The sequence below is a fragment of the Hymenobacter arcticus genome (genome assembly GCF_054779975.1).
This window is the reverse complement of the sequence record NZ_BAAGXF010000016.1, coordinates 36,925-61,933: the sequence shown is the minus strand read 5'-3', so window position 1 is coordinate 61,933 and position 25,009 is coordinate 36,925. Positions and strand designations below refer to the sequence as shown.

Below are 25,009 nucleotides of genomic sequence, written 5' to 3'. Positions count from 1 at the left end.
GCCCCTTCAGCACGCAGTTGAAGGGGCTTTGTTATACAGTAAAGATTTCAGCTACGGGGTACCGACGGCAAGCTAAAGCTTACCTCACTTCTTCTCCCACACGCGCTTGCCCCCAATCCAGGTTTGCTGCACGGGCGCGGTGCGCAGTTGCTCCTTGGGCGCGGTGAGCAAGTCGGTTTTCAGTACCACGAAGTCGGCGAGCATGCCGGGTTTTATCTGGCCTTTGCGCTTTTCCTCGAAGCCGGCGTGGGCGGCCCAGGTGGTCATGCCGCGTAGGGCGTCGGGGCGGCTGAGGGCGTTGTTCATCTGGAAGCCGCCGGTCGGGTAGTTCTTGGCATCTTGCCGCGCCACGGCCGCGTGGTAGCCGTAGAGCGGGTTGATGTCCTCCACCGGGAAGTCGGAGCCCAGCGCTACCTGGCCGTATTGCTTCAGCAGTTCCTGGTAGGCGTAGGCGGTGGGGAGGCGCTGCGCACCCAGGCGCTCGCCGGCCCAGTACATATCGGAGGTGGCGTGCGTGGGCTGCACCGAGGGCACAATATGGTACTGGCCAAACTTGGCCATATCGCGTGGGCTCACCACCTGCGCGTGCTCAATGCGCCAGCGCCGGTCGGTCTGTCCCGCCAAGGCTGCGCCATAAATGTCGAGCAGCAGCCGGTTGCTGGAATCGCCAATGGCGTGGGTATTCATCTGAAACTTGGTGGCCGCCAGCTCCTTGGCAATGGCCCGGTAGTAGGCCGGGTTTTGCAGCAGGAAGCCTTTTTCGGCGGGCCGGTCGGAGTAGGGGGCTAGCAGCGACGCGCCCCGCGAGCCCAGCGCCCCATCGGCGTATATCTTGAAGGAGCTAATGGTCAGGTTGTCACTGAAATACGGGCCCTTAGGTAAGTAGTACGCCTTGTTTTCGGGCGTGGGGTTGAGCATAGCGTACAGCCGCAGGTGTAGCTTGCCGGCCTGCTGCATGGCAGCCATGCGCTCAATGTCCTCGCGGTTGAGGCCGGCATCGGCGAGGCTGGTGAGGCCCACCGCGAGGCAGTTTTGCTGGCCTTGCAGCAGCAGCGCCTCGGCCTCGGTGGCGCTGGGCTCGGGGATTTTGGTCGCTACCAGCTTCACCGCATTATCAACCAGCAAACCAGTAAGATGTCCCTGTGCATCGCGCCCAATTACGCCGCCGCTGATGGGCGTGGCGGCCGTAACGCCCGCCAGGTCGAGCGCCTTCTGGTTGACGAGCGCCGCGTGGCCGTCCACCCTGATGAGCAGCACCGGCACGTTAGGAAACAGCGCATCGAGCGTGTCTTTGGTAGGGTAGCGTTTGCCCGGCCAGTCGTTCTGGTCCCAGCCGCGGCCGGTGAGCCAGGCGGCCGCCGGCTGCTGCTGGCGGTGCCGCGTGAGGCGGCCCACCGTCTCAACCCACGACGTAGCGCCCACTAGGTCGGCGGAGCGCAGCCCTAAGGCGTAGCGGTAGAAGTGGCAATGCGCATCGTAAAATCCGGGATAGATAAACTGCCCCTGCGCATCCACCGTCTGCGCCGCTTGGTAGCGCCCTTGCAAGTCGGCCGACTTGCCCACGGCCACAAAGTGCCCGTCGCGCACGGCAAATGCCTCTGCCTTGCTGAAAGTCGAGTCCACAGTGTACACTGTGGCGTTGGTTACTAGTAAGTCAACTGCCTCACGCTGAGGCTGACAGCTACCCAAGCCCAGCGAAGCGCTGAATAGGAGAGCACTCCCAAGTTTATAAATGAGCCGCATAGTACAAAAGGGTACGCAAAGTTCCGGAACCAACTGAAAGGGCAAAGCTAAGCCCGTTCTCGCCAGAGAACGGGCTAGTTTGAATGCCCGGAACGCGCCGTAGCGCGTTCCTACAAACGTCGCGACTTGTTCCCCCAAAAACGCCTCACGTAGCCAGCTTGCGTAGCAAGCGTATCTGCGTAATCCGTTAAATCCGTTTTAATCTGTGGTGTTTACTCGAATTTCATGTGCTTCACCGACTCGCCCGAGTTCTTCAATTCCAGCAGTGAATCGATGCCGATGGCGAGGTGGCGTTTCACAAAATCGACGGTCACCTTGGAGTCCGACTCGGCAGTTTTCACGCCCTCGGGCGTCATGGGGTTGTCGCTCACCAGCAGCAGCGCACCGTGCGGAATGTCGTTCATGAAGCCCACCACGAAGATGGTGGCCGTTTCCATGTCCACGGCCAGGGCGCGCACGCGCTTGAGGTAGTCCTTAAAATCCTGGTCGTGCTCCCACACGCGGCGGTTGGTGGTGTACACGGTGCCGGTGTAGTAGTCGAGCTCGTGCTTCTTAATCATCGAAGAAACAGCCCGTTGCAGCCGGAACGACGGTAGCGCCGGAATCTCTTTTGGCAGGTAGTCGTCGGAAGTACCATCGCCCCGAATGGCCGCGATGGGCAGCACGAGGTCGCCGAGCTTGGTCTTTTTCAAGCCACCGCATTTGCCCAGAAAGAGGGCCGCCTTGGGCTTGATGGCCGACAGCAAATCCATGACCGTGGCCGCCATCGGTGAGCCCATGCCGAAGTTGATGATGGTGATGCCGCCCGAGGTAGCCGACTGCATGGGCTTGTCGGTGCCGCGCACCTCCACTCCAAACTGCTCGGCAAACATGTACACGTAGTTGCTGAAATTGGTGAGCAGAATGTACTGCCCAAAATCACCCAGCGGAACGCCGGTATAGCGGGGCAGCCAGTTGTTTACAATGTCTTCTTTGGTCTTCATAAGGTGTTGATTATGTGAAAAATACGTTGGTCATTGCGAGCCTGCGAAGCAAGCGCACCAGAACGAGTCGTTCGGGTGTCGTTTCGGTGCGGTTGCTTCGCTGTGCTCGCAATAACAGCTAAAACAATCGGCCGGGATAAACGAAAAAAGCCGCCTACCCAACTGGGTACGGCGGCGCGGCGGGTACGAAACCCAGGCGAAATGCGACTGCCAAACCCATACCTTTGGAGGTGATGCAAGCGTTAGACCTGCCGCCTTTCGACCACAAAATTAGGCAAAATTTGGCGAATATCCCGGAGATATGGGATGAGCTGCGCCGCAAGTACGTGGTGCTGACCCCCGAAGAGTGGGTGCGGCAGCACGTAGCGCAGTATTTAATGCGGCACCTGGGCTACCCCCGCGGCCTGCTGAGCCTGGAGCGCGGCCACCGCTACAACCAGCGCCAGAAGCGCACCGACCTCGTGGCCCTCGGCCCCGATGGCCGCCCCCTGCTGCTGGTAGAGTGTAAGCGCCCCACGGTGGCCATTACGCCGGCCGTGGCCAGCCAGGTAGCCACCTACAACCAGACCATGCGCGCGCCGTTACTATTGATTACCAATGGCTTAGTACACTACTGCTGGCAGGTGGATTTTGAGCGCGGCGCCAATGAGCGGCTGGCCGAAATACCTGACTACGTTACTGCTAAGGTATTGACTGAAAGATAATTACCAAAAAAAGCCTGCGTACCAGCAGTTAGTTGCTGGCACGCAGGCTTTTGCCTTATTCAACGGGGAATACTTACAGTTTGTAAGCCGCTTTCAAAAACTCGGTAACCGAATTGGGCTTATGGCCGAGTAGTTTTTCCAGCGTGGAGCTGGGAAAATCGAACTCGCCCTGGCCGATGGCTACTGAGAAGGCGGCGGTCATTTGGATGGCACCGGCGGGCACACCGGCCGCGGCCAGCTGGGTGCCAAACTCTTCGGCCGAAGGCGACACGTACTGAATTTTCTTGCCCGATAAGTCACTCAGAATGTTGGCGATATCAGCAAAGGAGAAGGCTGGGTTAGTGCTCAACTCGTACGACTGGTTTTCGTGGCCGGAGCCGGTGAGCACGGCTGCGCCGGCCGCCGCCAGGTCGGCGCGGCTGGCGTAAGCGCTTTTGCCCGCGCCGGCGGGCAGGTAAATGGTGCCGGTTTCGAGTACGGGGCCCATAAACAGCGGCAGTACCTCAAAATACAGCGCATTGCGCAGGATGGTGTAAGTGAGGCCCGACTCTTGCAGCAGCTTCTCGGTGGCCAAATGCGCCTCGGCAATGCCCGCCGCGGCCGACGAGCCGTCCTCCGTTTTGCGCTGAAAGCTGGTGTATACTACGTGCTTTACGCCCGCTTCCTTAGCCGCGTTGACGGCGTTAGTGTGCTGCGCCACGCGGTTGGGAATGTCGTTGCTGGACACCAGAAACAGCTTGTCGATACCCGCGAAGGCGGCCACCAGGCAGGGGTAGTCGTTGTAGTCGCCCTGCTGCACCGTTACGCCCTGCGCTTGCAGGTCGGCGGCTTTGGCGGGGTCGCGGGCCAGCACGGAAATCTGGTCGGGACTCACGGTTTTGAGAAGGTTTTCGACTACGGCGCGGCCCAGGCCGCCCGTGGCGCCGGTTACGAGAATTTTACTCATGCTAATTAGTTGAAAGGCAGGATATAAGCCCTTGGCGTGGTTAAGAAAGCAGCCGGTACGAACCCGCGTGGCGGTGGCCGATTGATGATGCAAAGGTCGTTATCTTTGCTTACCAAAAGTGAGCAGCTACCTTCAGGTAAGCGCTTACCTCCACGTAACTACACTGCTTATGCCACCCATCAGCATGGGGCACTGCCTCACCACCCTGCCTTCCCTGCGCGACGCCCTCGAAGTGGTAAACGGTAAATGGAAACTCCTAATACTGGTGGCGCTAGCCACTGGTAATCAACGCTTTCGCGAAATAGAGCGCAGCGTGCCCGGCATTTCCTCCAAGGTACTGGCCAAGGAGCTGAAAGACCTGGAGATGCACCAGCTCATCCGGCGCACCGTGCAGGAGGGCCCGCCCGTGCTGGTCACCTACGAGGTGCTGCCCTACGCCGATACCCTCGACCCCGTCATCTTCGCCCTGCGCGACTGGGGATTGAAACACCGTCAAAAGATTATGGGACAGGTAGTTGAGGCATAAAAAAGCCTGCCGGGTGTTACATCCGGCAGGCTTTTAAAATGTAGTGCGGACCTTGTAGTCCGCGTTTGGCGGTATGAACGCGGACTCGCAGAGTCCTCGCTACTTCACTATACGGCTACGCTTTCCAGCACGGAAGCCACGTCCACGAGGGGCAGGTTCCAGGCTTCGGCCACGCCTTGGTACACCACTTCGCCGTGCACCACGTTGAGGCCGAGGCGCAGGGCCGAGTCGCGGCGGCAGGCTTCCTGCCAGCCCAGGTTGGCTAGCTTCACGGCGTAGGGTAGGGTGGCGTTGGTGAGGGCCAGGGTGCTGGTGTAGGGCACGGCACCCGGCATGTTGGCCACGCAGTAGTGCACCACGTCGTCGATGATGAAAGTGGGGTCTTCGTGGGTGGTGGGGCGGCAGGTTTCGATGCAGCCACCCTGGTCCACGGCCACGTCGACGAGCACGGTGCCGGGGCGCATGGTTTTGAGCATGTCGCGGGTGATGAGGTGCGGGGCCTTCGCGCCCGGAATCAGTACGGCACCCACCACGAGGTCGGCCGTTTTGATGGCTTCGCGGATGTTGTACTCGTTGGAGTACTGCGTCACCACGTTTTTGGGCATGAAATCATCCAGTTCACGCAAGCGGTTCAGGCTGATGTCCATGATAGTAACCTGCGCGCCGAGGCCGGCGGCCACCTTGGCGGCCTGCGTGCCCACAATGCCCGCGCCCAGCACGAGCACGTGCGCGGGCTTCACGCCGGGTACGCCACCCAGCAGAATGCCGCGGCCTTTGAGAGGTTTCTCCAGGTACTTGGCACCTTCCTGCGGGGCCATGCGGCCAGCCACTTCGCTCATTGGAATGAGCAGCGGCAGCGCCCGCGAGGGCAGCTCCACCGTCTCGTAAGCCAGGCAAACCGCCTTGCGCTCAATCATGGCGTGGGTCAACTCCTCGCCGCTGGCAAAGTGGAAGTAGGTGAACAGCAGCTGGTTCTCCTTGATGAGCGGATACTCCTCGGCAATCGGCTCCTTCACCTTGATAATCATCTCGGCCTGGCCATACACGTCGGCAATGGTGGGCAGCAGCAGCGCCCCGGCCTGCTCATACTCGGCATCGGAGAAGCCCGAGCCTTCGCCCGCGCTCACCTGCACCAGCAGCGAATGGCCGTGCTTGCGCAACTCGGCTACGCCGGCGGGCGTGAGGCCCACGCGGTTTTCGTTGTTTTTAATTTCCTTGGGAACGCCGATAATCATGGGGCAGGGGAGGGGGAGATGAAGGAGAGAAAACGTACCGTAAAGATAAGGCCGCTGCTACACTGCGGGCCCGGTTTTAGTTCGCCAACTGCAACAGCCCCTGCATGTCGAGCGCGCGGGTGTACATGGTAAGCTTGCCGTCGGGCGTGGTGGGCCATTCGGCGCGGGGGCGGTCCCAGTACAGCTCCAGGCCGTTGCCGTCGGGGTCGTTGAGGTAAATGGCTTCGCTCACGCCGTGGTCGGAAGCCCCGCTTAAGGGGTAGCCGCCCGCCAGCAAGCGCTTCACCACGGCTGCCAGCCCGGCCCGGTCGCGGTACAGAATGGCGGCGTGGTAGAGGCCGGCCGCGCCCTCGTGCTGCGCCGGCCGCCCGCCCTGGCTGTGCCAGGTATTGAGCCCAATATGGTGGTGGTAGCCATCGGCCGATAAAAAGGCGGCCGAGCCCATGTCGAGCATCACCTCAAAGCCCAGCAGGCCGTGGTAAAAAGCCAGCGCCCGCGGTATGTCGGTAACCTGCAAGTGAATGTGGCCGATGCTGGTGCCAGCGGGCACGGTGTAAGGCGCGGTGGTCGAAGGAGTAGAATTCATAAACGGAAAAAGTAAGAAAATGCCAAAGCAATGTACCTACACTAATCAATAATTGAGCCTAAAAAAAGCCCTGCCCAGCGGGCAGGGCGCGCAGCCGGCCCTGGCAAACCCAGGGTCCGGCCCGAGTGGGCGCTACGGCTTGTCGTACACGTCGCGGAACGTGAGGATTTCCCAAATCCGCCGCTCGTTGTGGCGCGGAAACCCGCAGGCGGGCGCAAAGTCGTCGGCTTCCTTAAATGTGCCAAACAGCCGGTCCCACCACGTGATGTCGCCGTAATTGTAGCGGTGCACGCCAAGCTGATGATGCACGGAGTGGTGCTCGGGCCGCTGCAAAAAGTAGCCTAGCCACTTGGGGGTAGCGATGTTAGAGTGGTAGAAATATTCGCCGGTGGCCCCGAAAAGGGAAGTCCAGGCGGCGGCTTCGGCGGTGCCGCCCAGCACGAAGAATAGGCAGAAGCTGGTGAGGAGCGCATCGGCGAGTATCTCTACCGGGTGCTTATAGAAGGAAGTGAGCAGCTCGATGCGCGCGGGGCTGTGGTGCAATTGATGAAATACCAGCCAGAAGCCGTTGGCGTGCCGCAGCCGGTGCCACCAATAAAACACGAAGGTGCCGCCAAACCAGTAGGCCAGTCCCTCCGTGAGCGGCGTGTGCCAGTGGCCAACGTGTAGCAGGGAATACTGCCGGAAATACGTGTTCCAGGTGAGGCCGCCCAGGCCAATCAGTAGTACCTGCGCGGCATTTATAGCCACGGCCCGCAGGTACCAGTTTTTGGCTTCGGGCAATTCCCGGCCGGGAAATTTTCGCTCCAGAATAAAGAACAGCAACGTAATCAGGCAGAGCAATAACCCTTGAATGCCCTGCGTGGCTAGGGGGAGCTTGGTTTCCATGCAACAGTGGTAGTTTGCGGCAAGCAGCACGTGCTTCCTGCCACAAACTTCCGCCGCCAGCCCCGGCCGGCACTTGACAAATGTCAAGTTCGCTTGGCCCGCAGCCGGCTCAGGGTTTCCGGGGCAATACCCAAGTGAGAAGCCAGATGCTTGAGCCCAATGTGGTGGTGGTAGCCATCGGCCGAGAGGAAAGCAGCCGAACCCATATTCACCATTACTTCGAAGCCCAGCAGACCGTGGTAAAAAGCCAGCGCCTGCGGCATGTCGGTGACCTGCAAGTGAATGTGGCCGATACTCGTGCCGGCGGGCACGGTATAGGGGGTAGGGGTAACAGAGGGCATTTGGATAGGGAGGTATAGTATGCAAAAATAGTGTACCTACATCAAATGGCAGGCGCACCGACCAAAAAACTTCCGCTGTAGCCTCATGGTGGGCCAGAGCGATAACTAAGGAAATGCGCCGCGCCCCACAGATACGACACCACAAGCAAAAGAATACGCCCATTCTGCACCCACAAAACCATTTTGGTCGCGTGGCCACAGAATCAAAATATTAAGGAAATAAAATTAAAGCAAGTTGAAGGAAAGCGGATAATAATGGCCTCCCTGATTTATTATTACCCAAGACACCAGCTTATGCGTGCGAGACTCAAAAAATAATGTGCCGATTGGTTTAGTAGGATTCCGCTTGTCGAAGTAAGTCAGCGTTTGCGGAAGGAATTTGTGTAAGCCTCCAAAACTCTTTTTAGCAAAAGGATAAAAATAGGAAGTATTATTTTTAAAGTATAATGTTGGTTTAGCATCTAAATTGACTACTCCTACCGAGTCGATAAAATGAATTACTCGTGCGAATAACCAATCAAAGGACTGAATTCTTTTCCTCTTCCTGGTAGTAGAGCTGTCAACTAATATGTTGTCGAAATAAACAAACCGTTGAAACACTGCCCCTCTTTGTAAGGTGTCATATTTTTCGCCATCGTAATAGTTGCAAAGGGATTGCATTAGTTTATAGGACTTCCTCTGGCTTTTGGTCATATGGCTGTCCTGCGCGAAAGCCTGGGGCGCCAGTGCCAGAAACAGGCAGAGAATAAGTAGTGGCTTCATGGGCTGCGGAAGGGTTGCTGGTTGAGTTGCGTTGGGGGGCAAAACTAACCTGCTTCTACTTGTAGCCCTCTTGACAAATGTCAAGTTCGCTTGGCCCGCAGGCGGCTCAGGGTTTCGGGGCTGATGCCCAGGTGCGAGGCCAGCTGTTTGAGGGGCACGCGCTGCAGCAAATTCGGATAATCCTTTACCAGCCGGGCGTAGCGCTCGGCGGCCGGGAGGGTACGTAACTGATGGGCCCGCTGCTCGCTCTGCACGTAGTAGCGCTCCGTCAGCACCCGGCCCACGTAGTTGAACTCCGGAAACGCGCGGTAAAGCTCCGCCAGCTGCGCGTAGCCGATGGAGTACAATACGCTGGGCTCCAGCAGCTCCAGGTACTCAGTAGAAGGCTGCTGGGTCAGAAAGCTGACAATCGAGATAACGAAATCGCCCTCGCGCATAAACCAGGACGAAACCTCCTGGCCCGCGTGCAAAGCGTAGCCGCGCACCAAACCTTCCTCAATAAAATAGAGCCGCTGCGCCACCTGCCCCGGCCGCAACAGCCACTCGCGGGCCGGCAGCTGCTCGCGCTGCGTAGCCGCCGTCAGCGCTGCTTCCAGCGCTGAGCTAACTTGCATAATTGCCTTTACAGCAGAAAGTAACACGGACTAATGCTTTCACTAAAAACTACTTAAACGGCACCAACGAGCCGCTTTCCTTCACCATGCTGGTGGGCACCAGGTCCTTCACCACGTTGGCCTTCAGCGTGAGCTTGGTATCGCCGTGCAGGTCGTTGGAGGCCAGCGTGACCACCTCGGCGGCCAGGCCCACGGTGCGCTGCGCATACACCAGCTCCACTACGGCGCTTTGGCCGGGCTTTATGGGGGCCGGGGCCGTGCGGTAGCCTACGCAGTAGCAATTGGAAGAGATAGTGCTTAGTACCAGGTCTTTGGCCCCCGTGTTGCGCACCCCGATGCGCGCTACCGGCTGCGTGCCCGCCTCGATGCGGCCAAAGTCGTAGCTGGGCTTTTCCAGGGCCAGGCGGGGCGAGGCGGCCAGCTGGCCCGGCGTGAGAGTAGCCCGCAGCTCCTCTTTGGTCAATACCGAACCTTTGAGGCTGAGGACTTTGCTGCCTTCGGTGGCATTGCTCATCACGCTCACGGTCTTGGCGAAGATGCCGGGACGGCCCGCGCTGTTATACACCGCCTTGATGACACCCGACTTGCCGGGCAGCACCGGGGCCTTGGTCCACTCGGGGGTGGTGCAGCCGCAGCTGGCCTGGGCGTTGGCAATCACAATGGGCTGATTACCAGTATTCTTAAACTTGAACTCGTAGGTGGCCATCGTGCCCTCGGGCACCTTGCCGAAGTCGTGGTCGGTGTGCTCGAAGGTGAGCACGCCCTGCGCGTGGGCGGCCAGGGTGGCGAGGCCCAGGGTGAGACTCAGGGCGAGAGTAGATAGGAGGCGCATAGGAGAAAAAGCCAGGAAAAAACCTGGGTAAAAGTATAGACTAACAATAAGTTAACCCCCGGCCGCCGCCCGGATAGGCAAATATACAGCCCGCCCCCGCCCGCTTTCGTAAATTTGCGGCATCGCCCTCCCTTATTCCCACCCCCTCCACTACTTATCCCGCTCTTATGTCTGATACGCTGCTGGCCCCCGCCGATGCTTCGGTGCACCCCCCCCTCACCAAAGCCGAGCTGCTCGACGACTACCGCCTGGCCTGGGAAAGCCGCCACGCCTCGCTGGCCGGCCGCCGCGAGGTGTTTATGGGCAAGGCCAAGTTTGGCATCTTCGGCGATGGCAAGGAGTTGCCGCAGCTCGCCATGGCCCGCGCCTTTAAGGCCGGCGACTTTCGCTCGGGTTACTACCGCGACCAAACCTTTATGGTGGCCATCGGCGAGCTAACCTGGCAGCAGTACTTCGCCCAGCTCTACGCCCACGCCGACCCCGAGGCCGAGCCTAGCACCGCCGGCCGCGCCATGAATGGCCACTTCGGCACCCGCCTGCTTGATGACGACGGCCAGTTCAAGCCCCAGACGTCAACCAAAAACTCGTCGGCCGACATCTCGCCCACCGGCGGCCAGATGCCGCGCCTCGTGGGCCTGGCCTACGCTAGCAAGCTCTACCGCCAAAACCCTGAGCTGCACCAGTTTAGCGATTTTTCGGTAAATGGCAATGAAGTGGCTTTCGGCACCATTGGCAACGCCAGCACCTCGGAGGGCGTATTTTTTGAAGCCATTAATGCCGCCGGCGTGTTGCAGATTCCGCTGCTAATGTCGGTGTGGGACGACCACTACGGCATTTCGGTTCCGGCTGAATACCAGACCACTAAGCAGAGTATTTCGGCTATCCTGGCGGGTTTTCAGCGCGAAGGCGAGGGCCAGGACGGCTTCGAGATTTTTGTGGTGCGCGGCTGGGACTACCCGGCCCTGGTAGATACCTACCAGCGCGCTGCCGCCGTGTGCCGGGCGCAGCACGTGCCCGTGCTCATCCACGTGACGGAGGTGACGCAGCCGCAGGGCCACAGCACCAGCGGCTCGCACGAGCGCTACAAGCCCAAAACCCGCCTCAGCTGGGAAGAGGAGCACGACTGCCTCACCAAGTTCCGCGAGCACCTGCTCACCGAGGGCGCGGCCAGCGAAGACGAACTGGCGCAAATTGAGAAAACGGCCGCCGCTACCGTCAAGCTGGCGCGCACCACGGCGTGGTCGGCGTTTTTTGACCCCATTCAGCAGGAGCGCGAAGAGGCCTTGGTAATTCTCAACAAAATGGTGGCCGAGGCCGGCGCCGAAAACCAGTTGACCGAGCTGGTTAACGCGCTGAAAACCAACGTGACACCCATTCGGGCGGATATTGTGCGCACGCTGCGCCGGGCCCTGCGCCAGGTGCGCGGCAACCGCCAGAGCGCTGGCCGCCGCGCCGCCCAAAGCCTGCTGGAGCAGTGCGAGGCTGAAAACGCCGACCGCTACAACTCTTACCTCTTCAGCCAAAGCGAGGAGGCCGTGGGCAATATTGAGGAAGTGCCCGTCGAGTTTGCCAGCGATGCGCCAATGGTGGACGGCCGCGAGGTGCTGCAAGCCTGCTTCACGGCCAACTTCGAGCGCGACCCGCGCATTTTCGCCATCGGGGAGGACGTGGGGCATATTGGCGACGTGAACCAGGCCTTTGCAGGCTTGCAGGAGAAGTTTGGTGCGTTGCGCGTGACCGATACCGGCATCCGCGAGTGCACCATCATTGGGCAAGGAATTGGGGCGGCGCTGCGCGGACTGCGGCCGATTACCGAGATTCAATACCTTGATTACCTGCTCTATGCCATCCAGATATTGAGCGATGACGTGGCGTGCCTGCAATACCGTACCAAGGGCGGGCAGAAGTCGCCCCTCATTGTGCGCACCCGCGGGCATCGCCTGGAGGGCATCTGGCACTCGGGCTCGCCCATCCAGATGATACTGGGGGCCATCCGGGGCATGCACCTGTGCGTGCCGCGCGACATGACGCAGGCGGCGGGCTTCTACAATACGCTGCTGCGCAGCGACGAGCCGGCCATCGTAATCGAATGCTTGAACGGCTACCGCCTCAAGGAAAAGCTGCCGGCCAACGTGGGTGAGTTCACGCTGCCGCTGGGCCAGCCCGAGGTGCTGCGCGCCGGCGACGATATCACCATCGTCACCTACGGCTCGATGTGCCGCATTGTGCTGGAAGCGGCCAAGCAGCTGGCGGAAGTTGGCATCTCGGCCGAAGTGATTGACGTGCAGACCCTTCTGCCCTTCGATACCGACCAGCTGATTGCCGACAGCCTGCGCAAAACCGGCCGCGTGCTCTTCGCTGATGAGGACGTGCCCGGCGGCGCCACCGCCTACATGATGCAGCAGGTGCTTGATGGCCAGCAGGCCTACAAATTGCTCGATTCGGCCCCGCGCTGCCTGGCTGCCCATCCGCACCGCCCGCCCTACGGCTCCGACGGCGACTACTTTTCCAAGCCCAACGTGGAGGACGTGTTCGACACGGTGTATGAGCTATTGCGCGAAACCGACCCAGCCAAGTTTCCGGCTATTTATTAATTCTGTAAGCCACAGCTTAATAAGAGCCAAAAAGAACGTCATGCTGAGCTTGTCGAAGCATCTCTACCACGCCGCCGGGGTTAATAATCCTCACGGCGTGGTAGAGATGCTTCGACAAGCTCAGCATGACGTTCTGGTTGTTCTGTATTAAATAGCTTGCAACTGCCTTACCGTTTGGCGATTACGATGCTATCGGTGCGGATAACGTTGCTCAGGTGCAGCGCGCGGTCGGCAATGCTCACGTCGAAGCGCACCACTTGGCCCGCCGTAAACACGTCGCCATAGCCAAAGCCGATGGTGCGGGTAAGCGTGCCTTTAAGGGGCGCGGCCTTGCCATCGGTGAGGGTAGAAGGATGGTCGAAGCGGCCATTATATGAGCCCATTAGCAGCGGTTTGCCCGTGGCTGGGTCTATAGGAGTAAAGAATTTACCCGACTTCGGGTCCTTCACAACTGGCTCGATGAAGTAGTTGTTGTTGAACAGCGACGGGAAGGCGTAGGGCGCTACTTTGCTCTCTGCTTCCGTCAAACCCAGGTCGCCGTCGCCATCCTGAAAATTGATGGTAATGAACATCGAATCAATGGGTTGCTGCTGTGGATTGGCAAAGTTGGTGCGCCGCACCTCCACGCGATTGAAGCTGATGGAGGGCGTGGTCGGATATTCCGGCGCTTTCAGACAGCTACTCAGGCCGCCCGCCAGCAGCCCCAACCCGCCGATTACCGTTGTTAGTCGAAACAAATTCATACGCAAACGCAAAAAAAGATGCCTGGCTCACCCTGCAAACCAAGCACCTGCCCCGCCAACGCGCAGGTGCTTGGTTTGTTGTGAGCCGTAAATGTAAGCGGCCCGCTGCTCCAGCCCGCTTTTTGCCCAACCCCCGCCGCTTGTTATGAGTTTCCGCACTACTTTTCTCGGCCCTGACTACCAGGCCCTCACTACGCTCACGCCCCCGGCGTTTGAAGCGGCCGCGCTGCATTTATTTCGGCACCAGGCGGCGCATTGCCCGCCCTACCGTGCCTACCTGGCGGGCCTGGGCCGCGACCTGAGCGCGGTGCACCGGCTAGAGGATATTCCCTTTCTGCCCATCGAATTCTTTAAAACCCAGGAAGTGCGCACCGAGCCCGCCGACTGGCAGCCGCTGGAAATATTCCGCAGCAGCGGCACCACCTTGCAGCAGCGCAGCCAGCACCTCGTACGCGACCCGGCACTGTACCGTGCCAACGCGGCCAACATTTTCGCGGCCGTCTACGGGCCGCTTACCGACTGGATATTCCTGGCCCTGCTGCCCTCGTATTTGGAGCAGGGCGAGTCATCGCTGGTGGCCATGGTGGCCGATTTTGCCCAGCGCTCGGGGCAGGCGCAGCCGGCGTTTTTCCTGCGCGACCACGCTGGCCTGCTGCGAGCCCTGGCCGAAGCCAAGCGCCAGCCCGGCCGCCGCGTCATGCTCTTCGGCGTCACCTACGCCCTGCTCGACCTGGCCGCCGAGTACCCCGGCGCGCCCGAGCTGCACGGACTCACCGTGCTCGAAACGGGCGGCATGAAGGGCCGCCGCCGCGAGATGATTCGGGAGGAGCTGCACCAGGAATTGCAAGCCGCTTTCGGTCCCGCGCCCATCCACTCCGAGTACGGCATGACCGAGCTGCTGAGCCAGGCCTACTCGCCGGGCGAGGGCCTGTTCTACTGCCCGCCCCAAATGCGGGTGCTGCTGCGCGACGCCGCCGACCCGTTCTCCGTATTGGCCACCCGCGCCGAGGGGGCCATCAACGTCATCGACCTAGCCAACGTGGACAGCTGCGCCTTTATCGAAACCAAAGACCTGGCCCGGCGGCACCCTGGTGGCGCATTTGAGGTGCTGGGCCGGCTGGATAATTCGGATATTCGGGGGTGTAGCCAGCTGGTGTGAGTTTTAGCATATAGCTTTTGCGATACCTTGTGGTATAGACCTATCTAACGCATGAACCGGATAAAAAAACACAGGGGGCTTAAGCGGTACTATAAAAATCTTGCAGTCAAAAATGACCTTGATAAGGCGACTTGGCTTGACTTTGGCAATTCCAAAACGTGGTTCGATAAGTGGCACCTGCATTTCGATTGGAAAGGTTATGGTAACGATAGTTTCAAAAGCAGGAAACCACACTTAGATAAGTTGTTTAGGCATTTTGATATGCTTGTTGATAAGACAAAGAAATTAGGAACAGACTTTCAACTCTACGCCGTTTTACTTGATTTTGACAGTTCAAGTGATGCGCTATTCTTGCATACGCCAAATCCAAATAACAGTCAGTTTCCGTTTAAAGTATTTGACTTACAGTTGAAAACAACATTGAAAAATGAGCGGCTTGATACCTACATCAACGGTTTATATGGCTATGAAAAGCTCTATGGACAAGCTGGCGAAGCATTCTGCTTGTTATTTAAGAGAAATGTAGGACGGCCTTTCTGATAGAAAAAAATGCTTAGCACCTAAAAAAGGCAGCGCCAGAATCAATTGATTCTGGCGCTGCCTTTTTTATTTCGAATGAAGCTATTTATTTACCCGCAAACGCCTTGGCGTCAGCTTCTTCAATGGTAGCATCGCTCATAATAACGAGGCGCTCGACCACGTTGCGCAGCTCGCGGATGTTGCCGCGCCAGTCGAGGCCTTGCAGGTACTTGAGGGCGTCGGCCGAGATTTTCTTGGGCTTATTGCCGTAGTCGGCGGCGATGTCCTGCAAGAATTTCTGCACCAGCTCGGGGATGTCTTCGCGGCGCTCGTTGAGCGAGGGCACCTGGATGAGGATGACGGAAAGGCGGTGGTACAAGTCCTCCCGAAAATTCTTGTCGGCAATTTCCTGCAACAGGTTTTTGTTGGTAGCGGCCACCACGCGCACGTTCACCGAAATCTCTTTTTCGCCGCCCACGCGAGTGATTTTACTTTCCTGTAAGGCGCGCAACACCTTGGCCTGGGCCGAAAGGCTCATGTCGCCGATTTCATCCAGGAAAAGCGTGCCGCCGTCGGCCTGCTCAAACTTGCCGATGCGCTGCTTCACGGCCGAAGTGAATGAGCCTTTCTCGTGGCCAAATAGCTCGCTTTCAATCAGTTCAGAAGGAATGGCGGCGCAGTTTACCTCCACCATGGGGCCATTGGCGCGAGGGCTGAGCTGGTGCAGCTGCCGGGCCACCATTTCCTTGCCCGCGCCGTTGGGGCCGGTGATGAGCACGCGGGCATCGGTGGGGGCCACTTTTTCGATGGCCTTGCGCACGGCGCCCAACGTGGCCGACGCGCCCACCATGTCGGAGCCGGTTTTGCCGGCCGTGGCGAGCTTCTTTTTAAGTGTCTTGGTTTCGGTCACTAACTTGCTGCGGTCCAGGGCATTGCGCACCGTCACGAGCAGGCGGTTGAGGTCGGGTGGCTTGGGCAGGAAGTCGAACGCGCCCTTCTTGGTGGCCTCCACGGCAGTTTCGATGTTGCCGTGGGCCGACACCATGATGAAGGCCGCGTCGGGGGCCAGGGTGCGGGCGCGCTCCAGCACTTCAAGGCCGTCCATCTTGGGCATTTTGATGTCGCAGAGCACCACGTCGTATTTCTGCTGAATGAGCAGGTCGAGCCCCGCCGGGCCATCCTCCGCCTGGTCCACGGTGTAGTCCTCAAACTCTAGTATCTCCTTGAGGGTGTGGCGGATAGACTTTTCGTCGTCGATGATGAGAATGCGGGGCATGAGCGGAAAATTCGGGTGTCATTGCGAGGAGGAACGACGAAGCAATCTTTCCTTCCGGTAGCAAGTAACAGCGTGAGAGGGCAGGCGATAAGGAAAGATTGCTTCGTCGTTCCTCCTCGCAATGACAAGGTTATACTTTACGTCAAAAAAAGCGGCTGCCTTCTTGCGAAAGCAGCCGCCTAAATTACGCAGTGAGCCGATAAGCCGGGTTCTGTCCGCCCCGAAGTTTCCCCCAGGGCGGCCCCACCATTTATCTAGGCCCGTCGTCGCCGACGGGCTCCAGCGACCTACCCGCGAACCCGGGCGGGCCGCCCGGTGCCGCCCGCCCGAGGGCGGCCGACGTGTTCGCTTATTTGGTCTTGCAACCCCTGAGGTTTACCCAGCCGGCGTGGTTACCCAGCCGCTGGTGCGCTCTTACCGCACCTTTTCACCCTTACCCGTAGGCAGTGAGTAATGAACAATGAGCAATGAACAGTGTCGTTTGCCGATACTGCTCATTACTCATTGCTCATTACTCACTGCTGAAGGCGGTTATTTTCTGTGGCACTGGCTGTCCTGGCCCGATTGGCCAGTCCTACCCGTTAGGTAGCAGGGCGCCCTGCGTGGCCCGGACTTTCCTCCCCGCCCGCATTTGCGTTGGGCGCGGCGGTGGGGTGGCTCACTACGCGGGCAAAGGTAAGGCCCGCGCCGTGGGCACCGGTGCTAGGCTTGTTGGACTGGTTTAGACAGTTAAAAAACGAGTAGCTCAACATACCTACTTACTTTAGGTGCATGAAGCAACTAGGGTGGTGTTCATTAAATAGGGGTTCCCACGTGCGTTAGGAGCATTAAAAGGCGCATTAGCGAGGCTGGCTGGTGAGGGCCTAGTGACTCCGCAGGAGCTGGAATTACTGGCCCTGTGGCTGGCTGATGTGCAGCAGTTTGGATGACGGGGCGGGCGCGTGCGACCGTGCTCCTACGCCGCTGAAGAACGTGCTACAAAAAGTCCGCGCGCACAGGGCTGAACGAGTCGAGCAGTACGCCGGCCTGCCGGGCCACCACACTATGCGGCACGTTGGGGGCCGCGTAGAACGAGTCGCCGGCCCTCAGCAGCCGCGTTTCGCCGCCCACCGTGGCCTCAAACTCGCCGCTCTCCACGTACGTTATCTGGCTGTGCACGTGGTGGTGCAGCGCGCCCACGGCCCCGGTTTCAAACGCGACTTTGACCAGCAGCAGGTCATCGTTGTAAGCCACCAGCGTGCGGCGCACGCCGGGCGCCATTGCCTCCCAGCGCAAGTCGGTGGCGGGGCGAAAGGCATTGGTAAAGTGCTTCATACCAATTAGCTATTTTTAGGTGCCCACACTAGTTTTTCAGCACTGAGCACCTGCTCGCCATCCCAGCGGTAGCCGATAAGCTGGCCGCCCTTGGCCACGCTGTAGTCGAGGCACACGGCGTAGGGCTGGAGCAGCTGGGGCTCGCCGCGCAGCCAGTAGTGGCCAAAAAACACCGGCTTTTCGTCCTGGTAATGCCAGGGGTCGAGGCTGGCGGCATCCACGGGCTGGCCGTGGAGCTCGGGCAGGTCTTCGAGGTAATAGTCGCGGTAGGCGGCGGCGGTGGCGGGGTTTTGCCACCAGCGCACGCGCATGAGGTGGCGCTGGTGGCCATCCTTGTCGTGAAAGCTAATGCCTTCAGGCAGAGTCACTTCGCGGCCTTTCAGCGTTACTTCGGTGGCCTCGTACTCGGGGCTGTTGCGCCGGCTGGCCCGCAGCATAAACTCGGGCGTGAGGCGCAGGCCGGGCAGCTCCTGCCGCAGGTAGGCGAGGTGGCGGGGCTCCCAGCAGGCGTGCACGGCCCGCAGGCCGGGCAGCTCCAGGGCCAGCGGCAGCGTGCGAAACCACGCCAGGTAATCGAGCCACTCGGCAAACCGCTCCTCACTTCTAAACTCCTTAATGGTTTCGAGATGCTGCAAAATGTGCTGCGGCTTGTGGGGCCGCAGGTGCCCACCTTCGGGGTGGAACTGCCAAAAGGCCAGCGCATTGTACTCGTGGTTACCCAGGATGGCCAGCGCCGCGCCGCCGTCTACCATGCGGCGCACCAGCTGCAGCGTCTCGCGGATTTTGGGGCCCCGGTCGATGTAATCGCCCAGGAAAATCACCTGCCGGCCCGCCGGGTGGCGCGGCACGCCCGCCGCGTCGGGCCGGTAGTCGAGGTGGTGGAGCAGGGCGCGCAGCTCATCGGCGTGGCCGTGAATGTCGCCGATGAGGTCGTACATACGTAACTAAAATGCAGAATTAGGTGGTGGCCATAGCCGCGAGCGCTGCGTCGGCAATTTGCTGGTCTTGGTTGAAATCACCGCCGGCCGCGCCCAGGCCACCTACCACCTGCCCATTTAGCCGAATCGGCACGCCACCGGGTAGGCCGGTGATGTCCGCATTGGCGGCAAAGGCAGCCTGAAGTAGCGGAAACTGCTGGCCAACGGTGCCAACCACGGCAGACGGAATTTTTAATTGCGAAGCAGTCAGTGCCTTTTTTCGGCTGCTTTCCAAGGAAAAATAACTGCATTCTGCTTGGCGCATGACGGCCCGTAGATGCCCGCCACTATCTACAATAGTAATAGTGGCAGGAATATTCAGCTGGGTTGCCATAGCCAAGCCAGCAGCCAAGATTCGGTCGATTAATGCCTGGTCCATTTTCCGTTTGAATATTTTTGCGTGGGGCCTACTTCAGGCGCACCAGCGTAGCACCGTAGCCAAACTTCTCTTTCTGCGCCTCTTCGAAGAATTTGATGTCCTTGTTGCGGCTCAGCTGGCGGTGAATTTCCTTGCGTAGCACGCCGTTGCCGGCCCCGTGGATGAAGATGATTTCGTGCATGTTGGTGGCCAGGGCGCGGCTGAGCGCATCCTCAAAGGCATCGAGCTGGAGGCGCAGCATGGCCGTGTTGCTCATGCCCTCGGCCCCCTCGGGGCGCAGGGCTTCGAGGTGCAGGTCGAACTCGTGGGGCGGGGCCACCAGGGCGGCGGCGGGCTTGGGCGGGGCGGGCGCAATGGCGGCCGGCACGGTCAGGGGCTTATCGCCGCCCAAAGCCTGCTGGAGCACGTTGGCCTGCTTGGTATCGAGCTTGGGCGTGGGGTTGGCAGCGGCTTCAAACGCGGCTTCGAGCGACGCCTCGGCCTGGGCCAGCTTCTCGGGGTTGAGGGCGGGCGCGGGGCGCTCGTCGAGCTGAAACAGGTAGGCTTCCTTGCCAATAACCGGAGCGGGCCGGCGGCTGGTGTAAAACGTGCTGGCCTTGAACGACTGGCGCTTAGTAAGCAGGTCGTAGGCCGTGTCGGCGTTGAGCTTAAAGCTGAGTAGCTGAAACACCACGGCGGGCCACTCCTCAAAATCCTTGAGGTGCAGGTGGGCCAGCGGGGCGCTGGCGGCCTTGGTCTTGAGCTTATCGGTGGCCAGGGCGCGGTACTTACCCTGGCGCTCTTCGCCGTAGGTAAACACCACTTCGGCCTCGGTATTATTGAGTAGGTGCAGGGCCAGCAGCTCGGGCGCTTGGTGCACCAGGGCCAGAAAAAGGCCTTTGGCGGCGGGTGGGGGCGGGGTGGCGCTGGCCGGGTGCGCAGCCGGCATGCCGGCGCTGGGGCCGGCGGGCTGCGCCTTGGCCGGGCCAGCAGCGGGCCCGGCCGGGGCCGCCGGGCTGCCCAGGCGCAGGGCCTTGGGCTGGCCGCCAGCGGGCTTGTTTTTTTTGCTGCCGGTGGTGGGGCGCGCTATTTCGGGGGCGGGCCGGCGGAAGGCCTGGCCTTCCTCGGCGGCCACGGGCACGAGCTCGCGCAGCAGCACCGGAATGGTAAAGTCGTTGTCGATGGCCACCTCTACCAGCTCGCTGTCGAGCACGCGGGTAATGATGCCTTCTTCGGTGCCCATGAGCAGCCGTACTCTATCTCCTACGTTCATAAAAATCACAATTGGGGTGGGTTGCCAAGGCGCTGCCCGTCTGGTGGGCAGGCAGGGGGGCGCCTGAGGTTAGCGCAAGGCGCTGTTTCACAAGGTAATCGCGGGCCTACCTGCGGCCGGCCACTGCCGGCTTACCAGGGAATACGCGAACTACGGGGTAAAGGTAGGCCGGGCGGGCAAGCGGGGGTAAAAACCAGGCGCGCAAACTGGCTTTTTGGAGCGCAAACGTTTGTGGGACTGACGCATGAAATAGGCATGAAACTGCTGGTAATGGCCCTGAGTGTGTACTATCTTAGCCGAACATGGGCAAATGAGGTAGTACTCACTCACTCGACTCCCGAATCTTTTCCCACCCATTTTATGAAAAAACCTCAACTCTTGGGGCGTTTGCTGCTGGCTGTTTTGCTGCTGGCGGGCCTGGCCCCGGCGGCCTGGGCTCAGTCGCCAGTGACCGTTAGCCCGGCTTATTTCACTGATAATACGCCCATTACGCTCACCTTCGATGCCACGCTGGGTAACGCGGGCCTGGCCACCTACACGGGCGACGTGTACATCTATACCGGCGTTATCACCAACCTGAGCACTACGCCCAGCGACTGGAAGCACGTGGTGAACCCCGCCGCCAACGGCTTCAGCAACCCCATCGCGGCCGAAAAAATGACGGCGCTGGGCAACCATAAGTACAGCATCAGCTTTACGCCGCGTACCTACTACCCCGGCCTGGCGGCTTCGAGCGAAACCGTGCAAAAGCTAGCCATGGTATTTCGCGGGGCCAACGGTACGCCCGAGGGTAAAGGCGTGGGCAACAGCGACATATTTGTGGGCTTGGGCTTGCAAGTAGCCTTCACCAGCCCCACTAGCGGCACCCTGGTAGCCGCGGGCTCGTCAGTAGCGGTGGCCGCCACGGCTACGGCCCCGGCCACCCTCACCCTCACGCTCAACGGCACCCAGGTGGCGCAGCAGACCAACGCCACGGCGCTGACGGCCAACGTAACCGTGACCCAGCCCGGCGTGAACACGCTCGTGCTCACCGGCAACGATGGCACTACCTCGGCCACGGCCACCACTACGGTTGTCGTGCCGCCCGCCGTAACCACGGCCGAGCTGCCGGCCGGGGCCAAGCCCGACGGCATCACGTACCTGGCCAACGGCACGTCGGTTATCCTGAGTCTCACGGCCCCAAAGAAGAGCTACGTGTACGTGCTCGGCGAATTCAACAACTGGCAGACGACCGCCGCCGGCCTGCTGAAAAAGACGGCCACCGTGGACACCGACCCGGCCACCGGCCGCTGGTGGGTGCAGATTGACGGCCTCACGCCGGGCCAGGAGTACGCCTACCAGTTTTTGGTGGATGGGCAGCTGCGCATTGCCGACCCGTACTGCGAGAAAATCCTCGACCAGGACAATGACAAGTTCATCCCGGCCGCCACGTATCCCAACCTGAAAGCCTACCCCGCGGGCAGCACCACCGGCCTGGTGTCGGTGCTGCAAACCGGCCAAACGCCCTACGTGTGGCAGAACACGAGCTTTAAGCGCCCGGCGCGTACCAACCTGGTAATCTACGAGTTGCTGGTGCGCGACTTTGTGACCCGCCACGACTACCAGACCCTGCGCGACACCCTTAACTACATCCAGCGCCTGGGCGTGAACGCCATTGAGCTGATGCCCATCAACGAGTTTGACGGCAACGAGAACTGGGGCTACAGCCCCGCTTTCTACTTCGCGCCTGACAAATACTATGGCACCAAGGCCAACCTGAAAGCTTTTATCGACGAGTGCCACAAGCGCGGCATTGCCATTATTGTGGATGTGGTGCTCAACCACTCGACCGGCAACAGCCCGATGGTGCAGCTCTACGGCAACGTAACCACCGGCCCCACCGCCGATAACCCGTGGTTTAACGTGACGGCCACCCACCCGTTCAACGTGTATAACGACCTGAACCACGAGAGCTTATACACCAAGTACTTTGCCAAGAACGTGATGAAATTTTGGCTCCAGGAGTACCACATCGACGGCTACCGCTTTGACCTGAGCAAGGGCTTCACCCAGAGAAATTCGGGTACCGACGTGGGTTTGTGGGGCCAGTACGACCAGTCGCGCATCAACATCTGGCAGGACTACTACAATACCATGGTGGCCACCGACCCCACTATGTATCCCATTCTGGAGCACTTCGCCGACAACTCGGAGGAGCTGGTGCTCTCCAACATCGGCTTCATGCCCTGGGGCAATATGAGCTACAACTACCAGCAGGCCGGCATGGGCTACAACTCGGGCTGGGATTTCAGCTATGGCTACTACGGCAACCAGGGTGGCCGCAACTGGCCCGCCCCCAACCTGGTAACCTACATGGAAAGCCACGACGAGGAGCGCACGGTATTTAAGGACCTGAGCTTTGGCAACGTGGATGCCACCAGCGGCTACTCAACTAAGGACCTGCCCACCGCCCTCAAGCGCGAGGAAATGGCCGCCGCGCTGTTCTTTGCCCAGCCCGGCCCGCGCCTCATCTGGCAGTTTGAGGAGCTGGGCTACGACATCAGCATCGACCAAAACGGGCGCACCGGCAACAAGCCGATTCTCTGGAACTACTACCAGGATGCCAACCGCCGCCACCTCTACGACACCTACCGCGCCCTGGCCGCCCTCAAGCAGCAGCCGGCCGTGGCCGCGCCCACCGCGTACGTGCAGAACCTGACCGGCGCCGTGAAAACCATCAGCCTAGCTGGCAGCGACCTGAGCGTGGTAACGCTGGGCAATTTCGACGTGGTGGCCCAAACGGCCACCATCACGTTCCCGGCCACGGGCACCTGGTATAACTACCTCACCGGTCAGCAGTTGGCCGTGACTAACACCAGCATGAGCATGGCCCTGCAGCCCGGCCAGTACGCCGTGTACACGAGCCGTAAGCTGACCGTGCCCGCCGGCACCCTGGCCACCCGGCCCCAGGAAACGGCCGCCTTCAAGCTGAGCGTGGCCCCCAACCCGGCCAGCGGTACCACCACCATCGTGTATGAGCTGCCCGCGGCCACCACGGCCACCCTGGCCGTGCAAAACCTGCTGGGCCAAACCGTGCGCCAGCTGGCCCCCGCCCGCCAGGCTGCCGGTGGGCAGTCGCAAACCTTGTCGCTGCAAGGCCTCGCGTCCGGCGTGTACCTGGTGCGCCTGCAAGCCGGCGACCAGGCCCAAACGGCTCGCCTGCTGGTGCAATAGCCAGCGCTCGGCCGCTGCGGCCCCCAAAGCCAGGCCCCGCTTCGGGGGCCGCCGCGGCCCGTACTACTTTAGGATGATAAGAAGGTAAATTAATGATAATTATTTGATTATCATTAATTTACCACTATGTTTGTTTTTGCTGGTCGGCTGGTGCCGGCCAGCGTTTTTCCCATTTCCCCACCCTCTTTTTCATACCCATGAAAAAACTATTTACTCTTGCTGCTGCCGGTACGTTGGCGGCCGCTTCGTTTGGCGCCCAGGCGCAGTCCATAACGGTTGATGGCCAGCTCACGGCGGCCGAAGTAAGCTCCACCGGCTACACGCTGGTGGGCCGCGATACCGGTCCCCGCGGCTTTGCCCCCTCGGCTACCAACGACGCCGGCCTGATTGCCCTGTACTCGGCGGCTGATGCCAACAACGTGTACTTCTTTTTGGTAGCTACGCTGCAAAACGACGGGTCGCCCGCCACTATTTCCAACTCGCTGCAGCTGCTGGTGGCGCGCCCCGGCATAGCGGGCGTGCCCGTAGGTACGGCCTTGCCTAAGCCCGCCGCGGCTACGGGCACGGCAGTCAACACCTCGTTCCAAAACTTCGCGCCCTTCTTGGACCAGGTGGGCGACATGGGCATTGCCATTAAAGGCAATGGCACGGCCGCGCAGGTGCAGGTCGATGGCATTGTGTACGGCAACGCTACCACAGCCACGGCCGCCGTGCTCAGCGGTACCACTGGGGTAGCCGTTACCGGCGCAGCCGCCACCGTTACCGGCCAAACCGGCGCGCTCACGGTGTTCAACGGGGCGCAGGTAGCCTATCGCACGGCCACCAGCCTCAATACTAACCCCGGCTACGGCACGGCCGGCGCGGGCGCCGTACCCGCCTACGGTCTGGAAATCGCGGTTAGCCGCGCCTCCATTGGCCTGCCCGCCACCGGCGGCACCGTGCGGATTTTTGCTTTGCAAAACAACCCTGGCGGCGACTATGTGTCGAGCGATTTTATTCCGCAAAACACGGCGGCGCTGCCCGCTTCCTTCACGGCGACTCCAAACCTGGGGGCGAACCCCGATTTTCGGCTGGTGCCGGGCACGCAGTCGGCCGCCATTAGCGTGGGTGCTGCCACGGGCGTAACCGTGCTTGGTACCCGCGTGGCCGATGCCGCCGCCCTTGCCCTGGGTGTGTACCCCAACCCCGTGCAAAACGCCTCGACCGTTACCTACCAGGTAACCGAGCGCGCCTCCGACGTGAACATCGTGCTCACCGACCTGCTGGGCCGCACCGTGCGCACCGTGGAGAGCGGGCTAAAGCCAGTGGGTACCCAAACTGCGGCGGTAAGTGCCGCCTCGCTGGCCGCCGGCACTTACTTGGTGCGCGTGCAGGTGGGCGATAAGGTATCGACCAGTAAGGTGTCGGTACTGTAAATCAGCTT

At 60.4% G+C, this 25,009-nt stretch carries 23 protein-coding genes and 1 other RNA gene; 7 read left to right on the top strand and 17 right to left on the bottom strand.

Annotated features, from left to right (window positions below):
- Nucleotides 1-84: 84 nt before the first annotated feature.
- Nucleotides 85-1,623: an amidohydrolase gene (locus ACYVGC_RS20975; RefSeq protein WP_460585822.1), complete on the bottom strand. Its 1,539-nt coding sequence runs from the start codon at nt 1,621-1,623 to the stop codon at nt 85-87.
- Between the two features lie 332 nt (nt 1,624-1,955).
- Nucleotides 1,956-2,726: an AMP nucleosidase gene (locus tag ACYVGC_RS20970; protein ID WP_460585821.1), complete on the bottom strand. Its 771-nt coding sequence runs from the start codon at nt 2,724-2,726 to the stop codon at nt 1,956-1,958.
- Between the two features lie 233 nt (nt 2,727-2,959).
- Between ACYVGC_RS20970 and ACYVGC_RS20965 the strand changes: the two genes are divergently transcribed.
- Nucleotides 2,960-3,430 (top strand): type I restriction enzyme HsdR N-terminal domain-containing protein, encoded by a 471-nt coding sequence (locus ACYVGC_RS20965; protein WP_460585820.1) that lies wholly within the window; start codon nt 2,960-2,962, stop codon nt 3,428-3,430.
- A 73-nt stretch (nt 3,431-3,503) separates the two neighbouring features.
- Here ACYVGC_RS20965 and ACYVGC_RS20960 read toward each other — a convergent pair whose 3' ends face one another.
- On the bottom strand, nt 3,504-4,376 hold the full coding sequence (locus tag ACYVGC_RS20960) for an SDR family oxidoreductase (protein ID WP_460585819.1): 873 nt from the start codon (nt 4,374-4,376) through the stop codon (nt 3,504-3,506).
- Between the two features lie 118 nt (nt 4,377-4,494).
- Here ACYVGC_RS20960 and ACYVGC_RS20955 point away from each other — a divergent pair, with 118 nt between their 5' ends.
- Nucleotides 4,495-4,902, top strand: coding sequence for a winged helix-turn-helix transcriptional regulator (locus ACYVGC_RS20955; protein ID WP_460585818.1), 408 nt, complete (start codon nt 4,495-4,497; stop codon nt 4,900-4,902).
- Nucleotides 4,903-5,009: 107 nt separating this feature from the next.
- Here the strand turns inward: ACYVGC_RS20955 and ald are convergent, their stop codons facing one another.
- The 7 genes from ald to ACYVGC_RS20920 form a co-directional block, all read right to left on the bottom strand.
- Nucleotides 5,010-6,137, bottom strand: coding sequence for an alanine dehydrogenase (gene ald / locus ACYVGC_RS20950; RefSeq protein ID WP_460585817.1), 1,128 nt, complete (start codon nt 6,135-6,137; stop codon nt 5,010-5,012).
- A gap of 76 nt (nt 6,138-6,213) precedes the next feature.
- Entirely contained in the window at nt 6,214-6,723 is a 510-nt protein-coding gene (locus tag ACYVGC_RS20945) for a VOC family protein (protein WP_460585816.1), read from the bottom strand.
- Nucleotides 6,724-6,855: 132 nt separating this feature from the next.
- Nucleotides 6,856-7,611 (bottom strand): sterol desaturase family protein, encoded by a 756-nt coding sequence (locus tag ACYVGC_RS20940; RefSeq protein ID WP_460585815.1) that lies wholly within the window; start codon nt 7,609-7,611, stop codon nt 6,856-6,858.
- A gap of 83 nt (nt 7,612-7,694) precedes the next feature.
- Entirely contained in the window at nt 7,695-7,952 is a 258-nt protein-coding gene (locus ACYVGC_RS20935; protein ID WP_460585814.1) for a VOC family protein, read from the bottom strand.
- Nucleotides 7,953-8,177: 225 nt separating this feature from the next.
- The gene (locus tag ACYVGC_RS20930) at nt 8,178-8,714 is read right to left on the bottom strand and encodes a hypothetical protein (protein WP_460585813.1); all 537 of its coding nucleotides are present in this window, start codon (nt 8,712-8,714) and stop codon (nt 8,178-8,180) included.
- Nucleotides 8,715-8,794: 80 nt separating this feature from the next.
- Entirely contained in the window at nt 8,795-9,328 is a 534-nt protein-coding gene (locus tag ACYVGC_RS20925; protein WP_460585812.1) for a Crp/Fnr family transcriptional regulator, read from the bottom strand.
- A 49-nt stretch (nt 9,329-9,377) separates the two neighbouring features.
- Nucleotides 9,378-10,160: a DUF1573 domain-containing protein gene (locus ACYVGC_RS20920; protein ID WP_460585811.1), complete on the bottom strand. Its 783-nt coding sequence runs from the start codon at nt 10,158-10,160 to the stop codon at nt 9,378-9,380.
- Nucleotides 10,161-10,327: 167 nt separating this feature from the next.
- Between ACYVGC_RS20920 and ACYVGC_RS20915 the strand changes: the two genes are divergently transcribed.
- On the top strand, nt 10,328-12,754 hold the full coding sequence (locus tag ACYVGC_RS20915; protein ID WP_460585810.1) for an alpha-ketoacid dehydrogenase subunit alpha/beta: 2,427 nt from the start codon (nt 10,328-10,330) through the stop codon (nt 12,752-12,754).
- 167 nt (nt 12,755-12,921) lie between these two features.
- On the opposite strand, the gene ACYVGC_RS20910 is transcribed toward ACYVGC_RS20915, so the two are convergent.
- Nucleotides 12,922-13,497 carry a hypothetical protein gene (locus ACYVGC_RS20910; RefSeq protein ID WP_460585809.1) on the bottom strand — a complete coding sequence of 192 codons (576 nt, stop codon included), beginning with the start codon at nt 13,495-13,497 and terminating at the stop codon, nt 12,922-12,924.
- A gap of 145 nt (nt 13,498-13,642) precedes the next feature.
- Between ACYVGC_RS20910 and ACYVGC_RS20905 the strand changes: the two genes are divergently transcribed.
- Complete coding sequence (locus ACYVGC_RS20905) at nt 13,643-14,656, top strand: acyl-CoA synthetase family protein (protein WP_460585808.1); 1,014 nt, start codon at nt 13,643-13,645, stop codon at nt 14,654-14,656.
- Nucleotides 14,657-14,707: 51 nt separating this feature from the next.
- The gene (locus tag ACYVGC_RS20900; protein WP_460585807.1) at nt 14,708-15,196 is read left to right on the top strand and encodes a hypothetical protein; all 489 of its coding nucleotides are present in this window, start codon (nt 14,708-14,710) and stop codon (nt 15,194-15,196) included.
- Nucleotides 15,197-15,281: 85 nt separating this feature from the next.
- Here ACYVGC_RS20900 and ACYVGC_RS20895 read toward each other — a convergent pair whose 3' ends face one another.
- From ACYVGC_RS20895 to ACYVGC_RS20870, 6 genes are all read right to left on the bottom strand, one after another.
- On the bottom strand, nt 15,282-16,451 hold the full coding sequence (locus tag ACYVGC_RS20895) for a sigma-54-dependent transcriptional regulator (protein ID WP_460585806.1): 1,170 nt from the start codon (nt 16,449-16,451) through the stop codon (nt 15,282-15,284).
- Nucleotides 16,452-16,635: 184 nt separating this feature from the next.
- Nucleotides 16,636-17,116: RNase P RNA component class A (rnpB, locus tag ACYVGC_RS20890), an RNA gene on the bottom strand.
- Between the two features lie 310 nt (nt 17,117-17,426).
- Nucleotides 17,427-17,765 (bottom strand): cupin domain-containing protein, encoded by a 339-nt coding sequence (locus ACYVGC_RS20885; protein WP_460585805.1) that lies wholly within the window; start codon nt 17,763-17,765, stop codon nt 17,427-17,429.
- Between the two features lie 5 nt (nt 17,766-17,770).
- A complete protein-coding gene (locus tag ACYVGC_RS20880; RefSeq protein ID WP_460585804.1) occupies nt 17,771-18,703 on the bottom strand; it encodes a metallophosphoesterase family protein in 933 nt (310 codons plus the stop codon).
- 19 nt (nt 18,704-18,722) lie between these two features.
- Nucleotides 18,723-19,121: a GlcG/HbpS family heme-binding protein gene (locus ACYVGC_RS20875; RefSeq protein ID WP_460585803.1), complete on the bottom strand. Its 399-nt coding sequence runs from the start codon at nt 19,119-19,121 to the stop codon at nt 18,723-18,725.
- Between the two features lie 28 nt (nt 19,122-19,149).
- Nucleotides 19,150-20,373: a Smr/MutS family protein gene (locus tag ACYVGC_RS20870; protein ID WP_460585802.1), complete on the bottom strand. Its 1,224-nt coding sequence runs from the start codon at nt 20,371-20,373 to the stop codon at nt 19,150-19,152.
- Nucleotides 20,374-20,733: 360 nt separating this feature from the next.
- On the opposite strand from ACYVGC_RS20870, the gene ACYVGC_RS20865 reads away from it, so the two are divergent.
- Both ACYVGC_RS20865 and ACYVGC_RS20860 read left to right on the top strand, forming a co-directional pair.
- On the top strand, nt 20,734-23,586 hold the full coding sequence (locus tag ACYVGC_RS20865; RefSeq protein ID WP_460585801.1) for an alpha-amylase family glycosyl hydrolase: 2,853 nt from the start codon (nt 20,734-20,736) through the stop codon (nt 23,584-23,586).
- A 197-nt stretch (nt 23,587-23,783) separates the two neighbouring features.
- Nucleotides 23,784-25,001 carry a T9SS type A sorting domain-containing protein gene (locus tag ACYVGC_RS20860; protein WP_460585800.1) on the top strand — a complete coding sequence of 406 codons (1,218 nt, stop codon included), beginning with the start codon at nt 23,784-23,786 and terminating at the stop codon, nt 24,999-25,001.
- The last annotated feature ends 8 nt before the right edge of the window (nt 25,002-25,009 follow it).